Below are 16,304 nucleotides of genomic sequence, written 5' to 3' on the forward strand. Positions count from 1 at the left end.
AGTTCAAATTATTTTTTGCATTATAAACGGCTAAAAAAATAGTTTGAACGATATAAATTAACCTAAAAAAAGGTCAACCTATATCAGTATAATACAATGTCATTACTATTACTACAGTACTTTGGTTTTAACTATTTTTATTGAGTTCCCTAAATACATTAGCAATCTTTTTTGGAGGACTGCTAATTTAATACATTAATTTTTAATACTTTAATTGAAGTGTATCAAAAAAAGGAGAAAAATGTTAATCTACTACAAACTCTAAAATATCTGCTGGTTGGCAGTCTAATGCTTTACAAATAGCCTCTAAGGTTGAAAACCGAATTGCTTTTGCTTTTCCTGACTTTAAAATAGATAAATTTGCTGTAGTAATACCTACAATTTCTGCTAAATCTTTACTTTTCATCTTTCGTTTAGCAAGCATTACATCTAAATTTACAATTATTGACATATTTATATTGTTAAATCATTTTCAACTTTTAAATTCTTTGAAATATTAAAAACTTCACTTAAAACCATAAAAAAAAGCCCTAAACACAACCTAATTAGATTGTATCCTATATCTAATTCTATTTGAAATTTCCCATGAGAATATAACTGATGTAAAAATTCAAAAGCAATAAAGATTGCACTTGAAAGAACTAAAACTATACCTATTTGATTAAATAATTTTACGATACCTATTGTAAAAATATTTAACTGTTGAAATTCTTTAATTATTTTTTTAAACAAATACAAAACTGATAAATAAAAAAGATATTTTACAGTAGCCAAGAAAAAGTCAATGGTGCTTATTTTATAATAAGTATTTAAATCTATCGCTATAGTTCCTTTAAGAAACAACATATCAATAAATAACATAAATCCTAAAACTATAGAAAGAATCCACAGAGCATCTAAGATTTGTCTTAAAATATTTAATTTTTTCATTTTAATATTTTTAAATTTCTTCAAAAATACATTAAATTATCGAAAAACAATAATTAACTATCTTTTATTGATAATTAAAGTTTTCTTATTTTTGTAAGATGATTAAAAAATTAAAAATTGATGGAATTGATAAAATTATCATCAAACGATTGGTTTCTGATGCTCGTACGCCTATTTTAAGTATTGCTAGAGAAGTAGGAATTTCAGGAGCGGCAATTCATCAGCGATTACGAAAATTAGATGCTTCCGATTTAATAGACGGCTACAAAATGGTCTTAAATCCGAAGGCTTTAGGCTATAATACGACCGCTTTTGTGGGGGTATTTTTAGATTCTTCTAGCTTATATTCGTCGGCTATAAAAAGATTAAAAGAAATTCCTGAAGTGGTTGAAAGCCATTATACAACAGGTAATTATGCTATTTTCATCAAAATACTTTGTAAAAATAATGAAGATTTAATGCATTTGTTAAATAAAGATATTCAGAATATTAAAGGTGTTTCACGAACCGAAACCTTTATTTCTTTAGACCAACAAATAGACCGACAAATAAAAATTTAAACGTTTTATTTGTTAATTATGTATCATTTTAATTTTTTATTTTTCATTAATACTTACTCAAATCAATGAACGACTTTATTTTTTACTTTAAAATGGGCTTATTTCACGTGCTTGATATCAAAGCATACGACCATATTCTATTTTTAATCGTCTTGGCTATTGTCTATCAATTTAAGCAATGGAAAAAAGTGCTGTGGTTAATCACTTTATTTACCGTTGGGCACTCTATTACCTTAGCGTTATCGGCGTACGGAATATTAAAAGTAAATGCCGATTTGGTCGAATTTTTAATTCCGTTAAGCATTTTTATCACAGGTTTATTAAATGTATTAACGGCTAAAAAAGCATCCGTAGGAAAAGAAAATCAGAATTTATTTTTCGCTGTTTTCTTCGGATTAATTCACGGGCTTGGTTTTTCAAATTATTTTAAAATAATGATTGGTAAAACTTCCGATAAATTGATTCCGTTATTAGAATTTGCAGGCGGTGTAGAAATGGCTCAAATTATTATTGTTTTAGCAATTTTAGGCATCGGAATACTAACAAAATCAGTATTTAAGGTACAGCGTCGTGATTGGATTTTAGTCATTTCTTCCATTGTTATGGGGGTTGCTTTTCAAATGATGATTAACCGTATCTTTTGGTAACAAATTAAGAAAATATTTTTTTAAATCTAACTATCTTAGCTTCTTAAAAAAGCATATCACATAATTTATTATTTTGAATAAAAAACAATTAAAATACGACAAAGCCTATTTAAAGATGGCGCAAGAATGGGGTAAATTATCGCATTGTAAACGAAAGCAAGTAGGCGCTATTATGGTTAAAGATCGGATGATTATCTCTGACGGTTATAACGGAACACCCTCTGGTTTTGAAAATTATTGTGAAGATGAAGAGGGCTATACAAAATGGTATGTTTTACATGCCGAAGCAAATGCTATTTTAAAAGTTGCCGCTTCCACACAATCGTGTAAAGGCGCTACCTTATATATTACACTTTCTCCTTGCCAACAATGCAGTAAATTAATACATCAAGCAGGTATTAAACGCGTGGTTTATGCCGAAGATTATAAAGACACTTCTGGTGTTGATTTCTTAAAAAAAGCAGGCATTGAACTCTTACATTTACCTTATGAACAAGAATAATTTTCCTATTTATTTAGCAATTGCTGTAGTTTTAGGTATTTTTATCGGAACTTTTTTCAGCACAGGAAGTAGTCGTAATTTTATCGGAACAAATTCTGCTTCTCAAAAAAAGATAAAACGACTAATAGACTACATACAACAAGATTATGTAGATACTGTAAATACCGATGATTTATTAGACGGCGCTATTACCCAAATGCTTGGTAAATTAGACCCACATTCGGTGTATATCCCAAAGGAAAACCTGCAATTAGTTACCGAAAATATGCAAGGTAATTTCGTGGGAATCGGAGTGCAATATCGCATGATTTCCGATACAATTATGGTCGTTTCCCCTATAAAAGGAGGCCCTAGTATAAAAGCAGGTATTAAAGCGGGCGATCGAATTTTACAAGCAAATAAAGATACTTTATTCGGAAAAAAATTATCGACAAAAAAAATAATGAAATCCTTAAAAGGGAAACCAAATACCAACGTTGCTTTACAAATTTACCGAAAAACAACCGATAGTCTTTTCACGCTAAATATTAAAAGAGGCAAGGTAAATATTAAAAGTGTTGATATTGCTTATATGTTAAATGACAGCATTGGTTACATAAAACTAAACAGGTTTGCACGTAGTTCTTATAAAGAATTTAAAACTTCTTTAGACACACTTATAAAACAGAACATGACCGATTTAGTGCTTGACCTTCGTGGAAATGGTGGTGGTTTTGTTGACATTGCTAATAGTATTATTGATGAATTTTTAGAAGATGACAAACTGATGGTTTTTACCAAAAACAACAAAGGGAGCATTCATAAATCATTTGCTACCGAAAAAGGTAGTTTTGAAAAAGGCGGTTTATATGTTTTAATTGATGAAAATTCGGCTTCGGCTTCTGAAATTGTTGCGGGTGCTTTACAAGATAACGACAAAGGAATTATTATAGGTCGTCGTTCGTTTGGTAAAGGATTGGTACAACAAGAAATGGATTTAGGCGATGGTTCTGCGGTTCGTTTAACAACAGCTCGTTACTACACGCCAACAGGGCGATCTATTCAAAAACCGTATAACAAAAATAAGGGTGACAAAGCCTATAAGCACGATATAGAAAGTCGATATTCAACAGGTGAATTATTTACTAAAGACAGTATTAAAACTATTGATAGTTTAAAATTTACCACTCCAAAAGGCAAAGTTGTGTATGGCGGCGGCGGAATTATTCCTGATTATTTTGTAGGGGTAGATACAGCCACTTATATTCCTACTATCTTTTTTATGCCTTTAAATAATTTTGCATTTAATTACGTAGACCGTAATCGCAAAGAGTTACAAAACAGTAATGTAGATGACTTTATTAAAAATTTTGATACCGATAACAAAATTTTCAAAGATTTTTCATCAAAAATTAAGGGCTATAAGCTTTCATCAAAAATTAAAAAACAATTAAAAAGAAACCTAAAAACAATCATTGCTAGAGAGCTTTTTAGTGATCAAGGTTTATACAGAGTAAATCAAATTGATGATAAAATGCTTCAAAAAGTATTTGAACTAGAGGCTAAATAAATTATTTTCTTACATATATCTATATAAAAAACCAGCTATAATAGCTGGTTTTTTATATTTTACCTATTCAATTTATTTTTACAATAATTTTTATCAACTACAAAAACACTTATACCAATATAAGAAACGCTTAGCTCCTATTTTTAAGCACTAAGGGATTTTTAAAAAAATTACTTTGAATTACCTTTTATATTTGCAGCGGGTTAAAAATAAATAAGGGGTTTTTTAACTACAAAAAAGTGGTAATTAACATATATTCGAATTCTGGGGGGGGTGAAAATATTCTGTTTATTACTACTTTTTTTTATACTTTAAAATATCTAAATGATATTATAAAGAATGTATTAGCTTTTTTTTTACAAAAAATGAAATTTAAACAAGCTCATAATTTGTGTTTTTTTATCTAAAAACTTTATTATTTTTCAAAAACTGCTTCTTAAAACGATCACTAAATAATATTTTATGATTATTATTTAAAATCAATAAGTTATCTTCAAAATAAAGCGCTTGTATTTTTTTAAGATTGACCAAATAATTTCGATGAGTTTGAACAAAATAAGTATCGCCAAGCAATTCTTTTATTTTTGTTAACGATAATCGAATCATATACTCCTGATCTTGATCACAAACAAGTCGGCAGTATTTTTCTTTAACTTCTACATAAAAAATTGATTTTATATCAACCTTTACAATACCTTGGTTTTTTTTAACAAATAAAAAGGAAGGTGTAATAATCGCTTTTTCATCACTTAAACTGCTGTTATTTTCCTGTTCATAAAATTTTTCTAAAGCCAATTCTAAAGAATACAGTAATTCTAATTTATTAAATGGTTTTAATAAATAAGTATATGGTTTTGTAAGTTTTGCATCATTAAATACAACCCTACTTTGCATACTTGTTAAAAATAAAAAAGGCGTTTCAATCTGCTCTTTATTTAAGCGATGCGCTAACGAAATACCATCTGGCTGTCCGTTAATCATAATATCTAAAAGGATGATGTCAAAAAAACGGTTTTTTAGTTCTTTTTCAGCGTCTTTAGTATTTTTTACATGAATAACTTCATAATCATGTGCCTCTAATAAACTTATTGTTTCTGTCGCTTCTTCGTCTAAATCTTCTAATAGAAGCAGTCGTAAGTTATTCATTTTTATAGCTTTTTAACTAACGAAGATACTTATTTTATACGTTAAATCATGTTTAAAAATAAGTAAACAAACTAATTACTAGACCAATAACTACACTAAAGGCACTAAAACAACAGCCGTTGTATACCTTCCTAGCTCGCTTTCAAAAAATAAGGTTCCGTTATTTTTTTTAACCAATGTTTGACACAACAACAAGCCCAAACCAACTCCTTTTGAGTGGTCTATTTTAGTTACAGATACATCTTTTAACCCGTTAATTTCTTGGAGTTTTTCTGGTGAAATTCCAATTCCAGTATCTTTAATTTCAATGGATGCTTGATTTTTGGAATATATTTTCATTTTAATCGAAATACTTCCTGAATCTTTCATGTATTTCATCGAATTATCGATTAAGTTTCGCAGTACAATTTTTAAAGATTCTTTATCTATTAAAACAAATACCCCTGTTTCTAAATCGCTTGAAATAGAAATATCTTTAACACTTCCTAAATTTTCATAATCAAACAAAAGATGTTCTATTATTGGGCGTAGGGCATTTTTTTCGGGAGTAAAACTTAAAATATTACTTTGATCTAACGACCAATACAATATATTATCTAATAAACGACTCGTACTTTGCGTAACCGAAATAGCCACTTTAGTTGCTTGTTTAATTGCAGGTAAATCGTTATTTTCAATGTGTTTTTCTAGTTTTTTATGCTGTCTTTTTATCGTATTTATAGGCGATCGTAAATCGTGTGAAACCACCGAAAACAAATAATCTTTTGTTTTATTAGCCACACTTAAAGCCTCCTTTTGCGCTACAATTAATTTATTCTTGCTTCGTAGTTTTTTATAGACAAAACCCAAAACCCCTAAAAGAAATAACAATAAACTTCCGCCAAAAATCAATCCTTTTTGAACTATTTTTTGACGTTTTATTTCTTCATTTTTAATTCCAATTTCTTGCTGTTTATAAGCAACTGCAATTTTTTTATCTCTTTCGGTAATTTCCCAAATTTTCTCTTTATTCCAAATAGAATCTTTCCAGCGATTACTTTGTTTATAGTAAGCGACACTTTTTTTATAGCGTTTTCTATTTTCTTCTATCACCCCCATATTAAAAGCTGTGCTTTCCTTAAATTTCACATCACGATATAATAGCGACAAATCGTAGCATTCTTTAAATAAAGGAATTGCTTGACTATCCATATATTGTTCATAATATATATTAGCCATTCCTGTTTTTGCTAAAAGTATTGAAGAAGTATCTGTTTTCTTTATTAAAGAAAGCTGTTTCTCAAAAAAAAAAGTGGATTTTTTAAAATTATTTTTAGAGAAATAACATACTGCTAAATTATGATAGATTACTGATTTTTGCTCAATATCTTTCATTATCTCTTTAGATGATAAACACTTCTCTAAGCTTGAAATTGATTGATCGTATTTCTGCTGATTTAAGTAAATATAACCGAGTCTTAAATTTTTTAAAGAAGCAAAACGCCCTGTTTCTGATATTTTATGAAGACTAATAAGTGCTTTTTTAAAAAAACCTTTTTCCGTTGGGCTGATACTTTGTATGTAAGATATAATATCTTTTTGATCAGTGTTCCTAACTTCTAATAATGCTTTATTTGAATAAACATAACAAGAATCATATTGTTTTAATTTATAAAACTCAAGAACCTTACAAAATGATTTTATTTGAACTTTATTACAAATAGAATCTGTTTTATTTCTCAAATCGTCTAATGATTTTTGAGAAAAAACAGTTATTGATAAAAAAAATAAGAGAACAAATAAACCTTTACTATTCATTTTTTATAGCGATAATCATCGTGTTTTCAGCTGTTTTGAATCTTCAAAACAGCTGTATTAAGTTTTATAAATTCATTCAAATAATTTACACTAAAAAGTCTTTTAAAACATCGGCAATTTTTCGGTTGTCCGACAATTGTGGAATTTTATTTTGACCACCAAACTTTCCTATAGATTTCATATATTCATGAAAACCACCTTTTTTTACTTTTCTAATGATGAGTGGTTGTAATATTTTTCCTGCAATTAAATCGAAATAATATACATTTTGATGTTGCATAGAAGCATCTATTTTAATAGCTAATTCTGCTAAATTTTCAGGTTCATTTTCAAATTCGATAAACCATTCATGATATGGTAAACCACTTTCAGGATTCACTTGTGGCGCTACGGTAAACTCACTTATATTGGTTTTTGTGCCGATAATTGCATCGTTTAATGCTTTTTCAACTTCTTTCCCAATTACATGTTCGCCAAAGGCAGAAATAAAATGTTTGATGCGTCCTGTAACTTTTATTCTGTATGGTTTAAGCGATGTAAATTCAACAGTATCGCCAATATTATATCCCCAAAGCCCTGCCGAAGTATTTAAAATGATGACATAATTAACGCCTAATTTGACATCTTTTAAACAAATTCGGGTGGGATTTTCATCATAAAATTCAGCTGCGGGAATAAATTCATAAAAAATACCTGAATTTAATTGCAATAACATTCCTTTTTCGGTTTGCGTATCTTGATAGGCAATAAATCCTTCGGATGCAGGATATAATTCAATATAATCTACTTTCTTTCCTATTAAAGCTTCAAACTTATTTTTATACGGTTCAAAATTTACGCCTCCATACACGAAAAAATTAAAGTTTGGAAATGTTTCTGAAATCGGTTTTCCTGTTTTCGCGATTAATTTTTCAAAATACATTTGCACCCAAGACGGAATCCCACTAATTACAGACATATCTTGATTAATGGTTTCTTCTACTATTTTATCAACTTTGGTATCCCAGTCTTCAATACAATTGGTTTTCCAACTTGGCAGGCGATTTTTTAATAAATAATTCGGTACATAATGTGCTGCAATACCGCTTAAACGCCCTAATTTTATGCCGTTCATGTTTTCTAAAACAGGGCTTCCTTGTAAGAAAATCATTTTCCCATCTACAAAACTAGCATCCTTTGTTTCGGCAATATAAAATAACAAGGCATTACGTGCCGCTTTTATATGCGTTGGCATTGATTCTTTAGTAATCGGGATATATTTTGCGCCTGAAGTTGTTCCTGAAGTTTTTGCAAAATACAAGGGTTTACCTTTCCATAATACGTTTTGTTCGCCAGCAACCATCCTGTCAACATAGGTACGTAAACCTTCGTAATCGGTTACCGGAACACGTTTTTTAAAATCGGCATAGCTATTAATAGAAATAAAATCATGATCTTTTCCAAAAGCTGTTTTACAACCTTCACTAACCAAATACTGAAACATTTTTTCTTGCGTTTTATGGGGTTTATTTGCCCATCTATAAACGCTCTTTCGTACTTGCTTTGCAAAAGGTATTGCTAATTTTGATTTGATGCTCATCTTTAACTATTTTAACTATTGAAAATCGATATAATCGGTTGGGTTTACAGGAAATCCGCTATGCCATAATTCAAAATGTAAGTGCGGGCCTGTAGATAATTCGCCAGTTGCTCCAACGCTTGCAATTGCTTCTCCTGATTTTACTAAATCGCCTTGTTGCTTTAGTAATGTTCCGTTATGCTTATAAACGGAGATAAATTCATCGGCATGTTGTATGGTTATTACATACCCTGTTTCTGCCGTCCATTCTGCTAAAATTACCGTTCCGTCGGCAACTACTTTTACTGGTGTGCCTTTTTTGGCTACAATATCAATAGCATAGTGTTTGTCATTTCTGTTAAAAACTTGCGAAACACTACCAGTTAAAGGTGAAAAGAAAACAATTTTAGCCCGTCCTTCTGCTCCTTCGGATAAAGGAAAACGGTCTTTTTTTTCAATTTTCTCTCTAAATAACGAATCTTCTTTGGTAGCGGCTAAGTTTCGGGTGTCAAGAACAATATCTTGAACGGTTGTTTTTATAGAGTCTATTTTATCGGGGCTTATTTCGCCTGTTAAAACAGGTTGTAATGCTGTTGTAAAACGCTCAATAATTGCCAATCGGGTTTTTAAAGAGTCGGTTTGATATATTAATCGGGTGGCTTTTCTTTTTAAAGAGGTAGATGAATAGCCTGGAATATATTCTCGTAAACCTGTAAAAGCAATTAATACACTTGTAAAGGCAATTAATAGTATTGAAAAAACACCTCCAAAAACAAAGACATTTAAGCGGGATAATTTTAAAGAGAATTTTTCTTGAAATGTGTCTTCGTTTAAAATAACCAATCGGTATTTAGCAACTAGTTTTTGTTTTAGTTTTTGTCGTTTTTTATTTTTAGCCACGTTTTTGTTGTTTGGTTCAAAGATACAACGAAAATTTTATGAAACTATTTTAAGCAAATTAGACACACATACAATATAAGATATCTTTAACGTTTTGACAATTTTTTAAGCAAAATTAAAATAGCTTTGTAGTATTTTACTTGCTTATTGAAATCCCTAGCCCCGATTGAACGGCTTGTTTGAGCTCCTTTTTTTGATTTTTTTTCAAAAAAAGAGCGAGTAGTGAAAGCGGGAAATTGCTTCAAAAAATTTGTATTGTATTAAAATTACTATTTTTTATAGAAGTTCATATCATCAATATATTTCCAAACTTTTGCCGATACTAAGGGTTGAATATTTTTTCCGTCTTTAATACCATTGCGAATCATGGTCGATGAAATTTGTACTATCGGCGCTTCAACTCTGTGAATTTTAGCATTTTTTATAAATTGATTTTCTACAATTCCTTCGGATATTCGAGGATATACATACAAATTATAGTCGTCTAAAATTGCTTCATAGTTTTTCCATTTATGAAAGCTTTTTAAATTGTCTTCGCCCATAATTAAGCTAAAATTATAGCTCGGATGTTTTTCAGAAATATGGGTTAAGGTTGTAATGGTGTAGTTGGGTTGTGGTAAATTAAACTCAATATCGGAAGGTTTAATTTTCTCGTAATTTTCGGTCGCAAAATACACCATGTCTAGGCGGTGGTGGTTATTTAACAACGAATTTTTATTTTTAAATGGGTTATGTGGCGTTACCACCATCCATATTTCATCTAAATCAGAATTTTCAACCAGGTGATTGGCGATAATTAAATGACCCATATGAATAGGATTAAAAGTTCCAAAATACAGTCCTATATTTTTTTTGAAGTTTTTCATAACCCGCTTAAAAATACGTATTGCTACGCTTATATTATTTAACTTTTATTTATCTGTTCCTAAAAAATCAGCTACTAAATTTTCAGCATCTTTTAAAGCTACCTCTAATTCGTAATTTTTGATAATTTTATCAAATTGTGGTGCGGTTGCCAATTCAACAGATGCTTTGGCAATACGCATATTTATTTTGTCTTCGCTTTCTGTACTACGCTTTTTTAAGCGGATTTTAAGCTCATCAACACTTGGGGGTTTTACAAAAACAGATAAAGTTTTATCGGGATATTTCTTTTTGATACGCAATCCTCCTGCAACATCGATGTCAAAAATAACGTGTTTTTTTAATGCCCAAATTCGTTCAACTTCGGTTTTTAAGGTTCCGTAAAAGTTATCGCGATATACTTCTTCCCATTCTAAAAACTCGTCTGCTTTAATTTTGTTTTTAAAATCTTTGGTGGATATAAAATAATAATCTTGCCCGTCAACTTCTTCGCCTCTAGGTGCTCTTGATGCTGCTGAAATTGAAAAAGCTAAGTTAAGTTTTTCTTGTTTTAATAAGTGACGAACAATCGTTGTTTTACCTGATCCTGAAGGTGCTGAAAACACGAATAATTTTCCTTTAAAATCTTTTTTAGAATTTTCTGACATCTTATAAAACGTTTAAAATTTGTTCTTTTATTTTTTCTAACTCGTCTTTCATTTGGATTACTATTTTTTGCATTACCGCAAAATTAGCTTTCGAGCCCATTGTGTTTACTTCTCTCCCAATTTCTTGAACGATAAATCCTAATTTTTTTCCATTAGAATCATCGGTTGCTAATTGGTCTAAGAAATACAATAAGTGATTTTCTAAACGAACTTTTTCTTCGTTGATATCTAATTTTTCTAGGTAGTAAATTAATTCTTGCTCAAAACGATTTTCATCAACCTCAACCTTTAAATCGGTTAACGCTTTTTGCAAACGTTCTTTTACATTGGTAATTCTTTCAGCGTCTAATTTTTTAACCTCTTCTAATGCCGATTGAATATTTGAAATTCTTACTTGAAAATCATCTTCTAATGATTTTGCTTCATCGGTTCTATAAGCGATAATTTCTTTTAAAGCTTCATCAATATGTATATCAATTTGAGCCCATTCGTTTTCGTCTAATTCTTCACGTTCGGTTTTTAAAGCATCAGGCATTCTAACTGCCATCTTTAACAACTCAATCTCTTGATTTTCAGAAGACTCTAACGTATTTTTTAACTGCGCTACATAATTTTCAACCACTGCTTTATTTACAACTGTTGATGTTTGCTCGGCAGTCATTTCTACATAAATTGAGAAATCAATTTTTCCTCTGACTAAATTACTAGCTAATTTTTTACGAACTGCTAATTCTTTTTCTCTGTAATAAGATGGAATTCTTGTGTTTAAGTCTAAGTTTTTACTGTTAAGCGACTTAATTTCAATAGTTACTTTCTTAGAAGGTAAATGCAATACGGATTTACCATAACCCGTCATAGATTGTATCATATCATCAATTTAAATAAGACGCAAATATACAGTTATTTATTTTTAACTACTACTTCTGCTTGCTTGGTTACTAGAAAAACACCTAAAAAGATAAATAATGTGGCTACTATTTTTACAGTATTAAAACTATCGCTTCCTACCATTAACGCATAAATAGAGGCAATTACAGGTTGCAAATAAATAAAAACACTTACTGTTGTGGGTTTTAAGCGTGCTAGCGCAAATAAATTGCATAAATAAGTGATACAAGTGGTAAATAATACGACAAAACCTGCTTTTAAATAAATAGATATTGGCATTATTTGCCATTGTACTTCCATTAATTCTGATAATCCGAAGGGCAACACAAATAATAACCCAAATAAATACAGCCATTTTACAAAAACAATCGGATGGTATTTTGCGATTAACTTTTTAGCTTGTACTAAATACATTGCGTACGAAGCGGCGTTTACAAACACTAAAAAGTTACCCAACATAATATTTTTAGCTGCTGCATTAGCCGAACTTCCGTAGGCTATTAAAATAATTGCGCCTACTAAGCCTACAATTACGCCTATTATTTTGCGAGGCATTAAACGCTCTTTTAATAAAATACTGGCGAATATTAATACTAAAATCGGTGCAGTAACCATCATTACCGAAGCACTAATTGGCGTAGTGTAGCTTAATCCTTTAAAAAAAGTAAGCATGTTTAGCCCGACACCAAAAAAAGCGGTAATTAGAATTTTTTTATAGTCTGATTTTTCTATTGATTTTGCGTTTACAAAAAAACCTAAAGCCCAAAAAACAGTAGTAGCTCCTGCTACTCGAAGTACTATAAATGCAAAGGGTTTTATATACATTGGCATTACTTCTTTGGCTACTGTAAAAGTAACTCCGTAAATAAGCGTAGCTATTGATGCAGCTATTAATGCAAGGGTTCTTTGGTTCATTATTTTATGCTTTAAAAAATGCAAAGATGCAAATTATTGTTTAATTTTAGTCACAAAAAAAGCACTGCTACTGCAGTGCTTTTCTTAATTTTATTTGGTACTTTGATTACCTCACCTCTGTAATTAATCTACTAAAGCAGGTACTCTTAATACTTGCCCTGGGTAAATTTTATCAGGGTGCGATAACATTGGCTTGTTTGCTTCAAAAATTACGGTGTACTTCATTGGGTCACCATAAAATTCTTTTGCTATTTTACCTAAAGTATCTCCACTTCCTACAGTATGAAATTGCGCCATTATTTCTTCTACAACTTCAACCTGTTCTGCTACAACCTCAACAGGTGCAACGCTCATATTGTCTTCAACTGAACCAATTCCGTTAGTGTTTCCTACTACTAAAATTACTTTTTCTTTGGTTGCTAAATCGGCAGCTTCACCAGAAATAATTGCTTTGTCTTCTTCTATAGCAATTGCTAAATTTTCAACAGATAATTCTAATCCGTTTACTGCATCTATTAATTTGATAGATTTTTCGGCAGCTTCCTCTTCTGTTGTTTTTCCTACACCAAATACTTTAGCTCCAGCGTTTTTAATAAATGAAAAAATTCCCATTTTCTTTTAGATTTTTTTAGTTAATTAATAGTGTTACTTTCTGATTACTAATATACAATTTTTACGCCATTTTCGATTTTTTTTATAAAAATTTTTACATTTATAAACTATCATCAATGTTCATAAGATAAAACACTGATTAGCTATCTTTTAAAATCGATTATTTTTTGAAGTTAAAATAATCAATATTAGCACAAATGCCTAGCCCCGATTGACGCATTTGTTTGAGCTCCTTTTTATTTTTTCTTTTAAAAATAAAAAGAGCGAGTGCGGAAAGCGGGAAATTGCTTCAAATAATTATTTTTATATCATCCTTTAATAAAATGACTAAAAAAAACCACACTTTTAAAAAGTATGGTTTTTTGATATAATAATAAGTCTTGTATTTATTATCGAATTATTCTTGATCGCCTTGTTTAAAAGTATTCCACCCTTGTGCTTTTAATTCAATTTCTTGATTGGCACGGGTTACTAAATTCATTCCTTCACTTTGCGCAACAACATGCCCGATAATTGATAAATTCGGATTCGATTTTATTTTATCAAAATCGGCAAGCGGTACAGTAAATAACAATTCGTAATCTTCGCCACCACTTAAAGCAATCATGGTGCTGTCCATTTTAAATTCTTCGGATGTTGAAATTACTTGCGGATCTAGCGGTAATTTATCTTCATAAATTTTACATCCCGTTTTACTTTGGGTACAAATGTGCATTATTTCTGATGATAATCCGTCAGAAATATCAATCATAGATGTTGGTTTTACCTCTAAATCTTTTAATAAGGCAACAACATCTTTACGTGCTTCAGGCTTTAATTGACGTTCAATTAAATAGGTATAAGCATCTAAATCGGGCTGATTTTGTGGGTTTACTTGAAATACTTGTTTCTCTCTTTCTAAAACTTGTAATCCTAAATATGCCGCGCCTAAATCGCCTGAAACAACGATTAAATCGGTGTCTTTTGCGCCATCTCTATATACAATTTCTTCTTTTTCTGCCGTTCCTATTGCAGTTATCGAAAGTAACATTCCTTTGGTTGATGATGTGGTGTCACCGCCAATTAAATCAACTTTATACGTATCACAAGCAAGTTGAATTCCTGCGTATAATTCTTCTAAAGCTTCTAACGGAAAACGGTTTGAAACCGCTATGGAAACCGTAATTTGCTCGGCAACGCCATTCATTGCATACACGTCTGATAAATTTACCATAACGGCTTTATATCCTAAGTGTTTTAAAGGCATGTAGCTTAAATCAAAATGCACGCCTTCAACCAATAAATCGGTAGTTATTAAGCGTTCTTTTTCTGATGCGCTAATGACGGCAGCATCATCGCCAATTCCTTTTGCTGTTGATGAATTGTACAGCTTAAAATGCTCGGTTAAATGGTTTATTAATCCAAACTCTCCTAGTTCGGCTAATGATGTTCTCTCTTGATTTTTATCTTCTAACATCTGGCAAAGATAACAACAAGTATTTAATTATCTTTGATGCTCTTTTATTGATTTTTTTATTGATTTTTTTATTGATTTTTAAAACCTAAATAATATCCGAATGAAATATTTTTTTTATTTATTGTAAGTGCCGTATTTTTTTCTTGTAGTTCCGACGAAGACGAATTAATTAAACACGCTACTATCAAGCTTAATTTCACTCATAATTGGGATAAAACACCTATAATTGCTGATGATTTAAGCCGTACAAAATTCACCAATAAATTAGGAACAAAACTTACAATTGATAGTTTACGTTATGTAATTTCGAATGTTATTTTTACCGATGGCGCTGGAGATTCTAGCATTTTCAAAACACATTATTTAGTAAATTTAAAAGATTCAAAAAGTTTAACAACTGTTTTACCTGAAAAAATATCGGAAGGGATTTATAAAGTTTCTGTTACTTTTGGCTTAAATAAAGAAGAAAATTCTACTAAAAATTTAAAAGGTTTAGAAAATTTTAATGTGTCAGAAAAATTAGGAAAAGGTTATCATTTTATGAAAATGGACGGTACTTATTTAGATTCTACGACAGTTTATACTCCTTTTAAATACCATACCATTAGTCCTTTTAATAGCACTACTAACAAAATAGAAAACACGTCTTTTTTAGTTGATCTAGGTGTAATTCCTATTAAAAATGATGCAACTATCGAACTAAAAATGAATGTTGCCCAATGGTTTAAAGACCCTAAAAATTGGAACTTAAATGAACTAAACACTGATTTAACAAAAAACTATGACGCCCAAAAAAAGATGTTTGAAAATGGTAAAAAAGGCGTTTTTAGTTTAGGAAGTATTTTACAATAATTAATATCTAGTATTTTTTATTGATTTGATTTTTAACACAAAGACTAATAAATATTGAACCGTTTATTGGTTAAAAAACTGATAAAAATCATATTTTGTAAGTATCTTTGCAACCTATTTAGAGTTAAACCACTAAAATAATGATAAAAGTATCAGAAAAAGCGAAAAAAAAAGTTATCGAGTTAATGACTGATGACGGTTTTGACGCTTTAGTAGATTTTGTACGAGTTGGTGTAAAAAGTGGAGGTTGTTCAGGATTATCGTATGACTTAACTTTTGATAAAAACACCCAAGAAAACGACAAAATATTTGAAGAAAACAATATAAAAATTGTTGTTGATAAAAAAAGTTTTTTATACCTTGTAGGAACCACCTTAGAGTATTCTGGAGGTTTAAATGGTAAGGGCTTTGTTTTCAACAACCCAAATGCCAATCGCACCTGCGGTTGTGGCGAAAGTTTTTCTTTATAAAATTACAACTC

At 30.2% G+C, this 16,304-nt stretch carries 18 protein-coding genes; 6 read left to right on the plus strand and 12 right to left on the minus strand.

Features of this window, described 5'->3' with window-relative positions; translation table 11 throughout:
* Positions 1-244: 244 nt before the first annotated feature.
* Both DPIF8902391_RS07505 and DPIF8902391_RS07510 read right to left on the minus strand, forming a co-directional pair.
* The gene (locus DPIF8902391_RS07505; protein WP_058885878.1) at positions 245-451 is read right to left on the minus strand and encodes a helix-turn-helix domain-containing protein; all 207 of its coding nucleotides are present in this window, start codon (positions 449-451) and stop codon (positions 245-247) included.
* 2 nt (positions 452-453) lie between these two features.
* Complete coding sequence (locus DPIF8902391_RS07510; protein WP_058885879.1) at positions 454-930, minus strand: DUF2975 domain-containing protein; 477 nt, start codon at positions 928-930, stop codon at positions 454-456.
* Positions 931-1,028: 98 nt separating this feature from the next.
* Here DPIF8902391_RS07510 and DPIF8902391_RS07515 point away from each other — a divergent pair, with 98 nt between their 5' ends.
* The 4 genes from DPIF8902391_RS07515 (at position 1,029) to DPIF8902391_RS07530 (ending at position 4,188) form a co-directional block, all read left to right on the plus strand.
* On the plus strand, positions 1,029-1,490 hold the full coding sequence (locus tag DPIF8902391_RS07515) for an Lrp/AsnC ligand binding domain-containing protein (RefSeq protein WP_058885880.1): 462 nt from the start codon (positions 1,029-1,031) through the stop codon (positions 1,488-1,490).
* 65 nt (positions 1,491-1,555) lie between these two features.
* Positions 1,556-2,137 carry a HupE/UreJ family protein gene (locus DPIF8902391_RS07520; RefSeq protein ID WP_058885881.1) on the plus strand — a complete coding sequence of 194 codons (582 nt, stop codon included), beginning with the start codon at positions 1,556-1,558 and terminating at the stop codon, positions 2,135-2,137.
* A 70-nt stretch (positions 2,138-2,207) separates the two neighbouring features.
* Positions 2,208-2,639, plus strand: a complete 432-nt coding sequence (locus DPIF8902391_RS07525; protein ID WP_083501097.1) for a deoxycytidylate deaminase — start codon at positions 2,208-2,210, stop codon at positions 2,637-2,639.
* Entirely contained in the window at positions 2,626-4,188 is a 1,563-nt protein-coding gene (locus tag DPIF8902391_RS07530; RefSeq protein ID WP_172505469.1) for a S41 family peptidase, read from the plus strand. The genes DPIF8902391_RS07525 and DPIF8902391_RS07530 overlap by 14 nt, the downstream gene beginning before the upstream one ends.
* Positions 4,189-4,587: 399 nt before the next feature.
* Here the strand turns inward: DPIF8902391_RS07530 and DPIF8902391_RS07535 are convergent, their stop codons facing one another.
* The 10 genes from DPIF8902391_RS07535 to thiL form a co-directional block, all read right to left on the minus strand.
* Positions 4,588-5,334 (minus strand): LytR/AlgR family response regulator transcription factor, encoded by a 747-nt coding sequence (locus DPIF8902391_RS07535; protein WP_058885883.1) that lies wholly within the window; start codon positions 5,332-5,334, stop codon positions 4,588-4,590.
* Between the two features lie 90 nt (positions 5,335-5,424).
* Positions 5,425-7,131, minus strand: coding sequence for a tetratricopeptide repeat-containing sensor histidine kinase (locus DPIF8902391_RS07540; RefSeq protein WP_172505470.1), 1,707 nt, complete (start codon positions 7,129-7,131; stop codon positions 5,425-5,427).
* A gap of 85 nt (positions 7,132-7,216) precedes the next feature.
* The gene (locus DPIF8902391_RS07545; RefSeq protein WP_172505471.1) at positions 7,217-8,710 is read right to left on the minus strand and encodes a GH3 auxin-responsive promoter family protein; all 1,494 of its coding nucleotides are present in this window, start codon (positions 8,708-8,710) and stop codon (positions 7,217-7,219) included.
* Between the two features lie 15 nt (positions 8,711-8,725).
* Positions 8,726-9,589: a M23 family metallopeptidase gene (locus tag DPIF8902391_RS07550; protein WP_058885886.1), complete on the minus strand. Its 864-nt coding sequence runs from the start codon at positions 9,587-9,589 to the stop codon at positions 8,726-8,728.
* 269 nt (positions 9,590-9,858) lie between these two features.
* Positions 9,859-10,455 carry a nicotinate (nicotinamide) nucleotide adenylyltransferase gene (gene nadD / locus DPIF8902391_RS07555; protein WP_058885887.1) on the minus strand — a complete coding sequence of 199 codons (597 nt, stop codon included), beginning with the start codon at positions 10,453-10,455 and terminating at the stop codon, positions 9,859-9,861.
* A 45-nt stretch (positions 10,456-10,500) separates the two neighbouring features.
* Positions 10,501-11,100, minus strand: a complete 600-nt coding sequence (gene gmk / locus DPIF8902391_RS07560) for a guanylate kinase (RefSeq protein WP_058885888.1) — start codon at positions 11,098-11,100, stop codon at positions 10,501-10,503.
* Position 11,101: 1 nt separating this feature from the next.
* On the minus strand, positions 11,102-11,968 hold the full coding sequence (locus tag DPIF8902391_RS07565; protein WP_172505472.1) for a YicC/YloC family endoribonuclease: 867 nt from the start codon (positions 11,966-11,968) through the stop codon (positions 11,102-11,104).
* Positions 11,969-12,000: 32 nt separating this feature from the next.
* The gene (locus tag DPIF8902391_RS07570; RefSeq protein ID WP_172505473.1) at positions 12,001-12,903 is read right to left on the minus strand and encodes a DMT family transporter; all 903 of its coding nucleotides are present in this window, start codon (positions 12,901-12,903) and stop codon (positions 12,001-12,003) included.
* Positions 12,904-13,026: 123 nt separating this feature from the next.
* On the minus strand, positions 13,027-13,515 hold the full coding sequence (gene lysM, locus DPIF8902391_RS07575) for a peptidoglycan-binding protein LysM (RefSeq protein ID WP_172505474.1): 489 nt from the start codon (positions 13,513-13,515) through the stop codon (positions 13,027-13,029).
* Between the two features lie 397 nt (positions 13,516-13,912).
* On the minus strand, positions 13,913-14,971 hold the full coding sequence (gene thiL / locus DPIF8902391_RS07580) for a thiamine-phosphate kinase (RefSeq protein WP_172505475.1): 1,059 nt from the start codon (positions 14,969-14,971) through the stop codon (positions 13,913-13,915).
* Positions 14,972-15,154: 183 nt separating this feature from the next.
* On the opposite strand from thiL, the gene DPIF8902391_RS12570 reads away from it, so the two are divergent.
* Positions 15,155-15,823: an MbnP family protein gene (locus tag DPIF8902391_RS12570; RefSeq protein WP_317165668.1), complete on the plus strand. Its 669-nt coding sequence runs from the start codon at positions 15,155-15,157 to the stop codon at positions 15,821-15,823.
* A 140-nt stretch (positions 15,824-15,963) separates the two neighbouring features.
* Positions 15,964-16,293, plus strand: coding sequence for a HesB/IscA family protein (locus DPIF8902391_RS07590; RefSeq protein ID WP_058885894.1), 330 nt, complete (start codon positions 15,964-15,966; stop codon positions 16,291-16,293).
* Positions 16,294-16,304 lie beyond the last annotated feature (11 nt).

It is taken from the genome of Tenacibaculum finnmarkense genomovar ulcerans (assembly GCF_900239495.1).
Classification (GTDB): domain Bacteria; phylum Bacteroidota; class Bacteroidia; order Flavobacteriales; family Flavobacteriaceae; genus Polaribacter; species Polaribacter ulcerans.

Excerpts from the sequence above, each read along its gene's own strand:
- DPIF8902391_RS07505 (WP_058885878.1), bottom strand. The coding sequence starts at position 451 with ATGTCAATAATTGTAAATTTAGATGTAATGCTTGCTAAACGAAAGATG.
- DPIF8902391_RS07510 (WP_058885879.1), bottom strand. The coding sequence starts at position 930 with ATGAAAAAATTAAATATTTTAAGACAAATCTTAGATGCTCTGTGGATT.
- DPIF8902391_RS07515 (WP_058885880.1), top strand. The coding sequence starts at position 1,029 with ATGATTAAAAAATTAAAAATTGATGGAATTGATAAAATTATCATCAAA.
- DPIF8902391_RS07520 (WP_058885881.1), top strand. The coding sequence starts at position 1,556 with ATGAACGACTTTATTTTTTACTTTAAAATGGGCTTATTTCACGTGCTT.
- DPIF8902391_RS07530 (WP_172505469.1), top strand. The coding sequence starts at position 2,626 with ATGAACAAGAATAATTTTCCTATTTATTTAGCAATTGCTGTAGTTTTA.
- DPIF8902391_RS07535 (WP_058885883.1), bottom strand. The coding sequence starts at position 5,334 with ATGAATAACTTACGACTGCTTCTATTAGAAGATTTAGACGAAGAAGCG.
- DPIF8902391_RS07540 (WP_172505470.1), bottom strand. The coding sequence starts at position 7,131 with ATGAATAGTAAAGGTTTATTTGTTCTCTTATTTTTTTTATCAATAACT.
- DPIF8902391_RS07545 (WP_172505471.1), bottom strand. The coding sequence starts at position 8,710 with ATGAGCATCAAATCAAAATTAGCAATACCTTTTGCAAAGCAAGTACGA.
- nadD (WP_058885887.1), bottom strand. The coding sequence starts at position 10,455 with ATGAAAAACTTCAAAAAAAATATAGGACTGTATTTTGGAACTTTTAAT.
- gmk (WP_058885888.1), bottom strand. The coding sequence starts at position 11,100 with ATGTCAGAAAATTCTAAAAAAGATTTTAAAGGAAAATTATTCGTGTTT.
- DPIF8902391_RS07565 (WP_172505472.1), bottom strand. The coding sequence starts at position 11,968 with ATGATACAATCTATGACGGGTTATGGTAAATCCGTATTGCATTTACCT.
- DPIF8902391_RS07570 (WP_172505473.1), bottom strand. The coding sequence starts at position 12,903 with ATGAACCAAAGAACCCTTGCATTAATAGCTGCATCAATAGCTACGCTT.
- lysM (WP_172505474.1), bottom strand. The coding sequence starts at position 13,515 with ATGGGAATTTTTTCATTTATTAAAAACGCTGGAGCTAAAGTATTTGGT.
- thiL (WP_172505475.1), bottom strand. The coding sequence starts at position 14,971 with ATGTTAGAAGATAAAAATCAAGAGAGAACATCATTAGCCGAACTAGGA.
- DPIF8902391_RS07590 (WP_058885894.1), top strand. The coding sequence starts at position 15,964 with ATGATAAAAGTATCAGAAAAAGCGAAAAAAAAAGTTATCGAGTTAATG.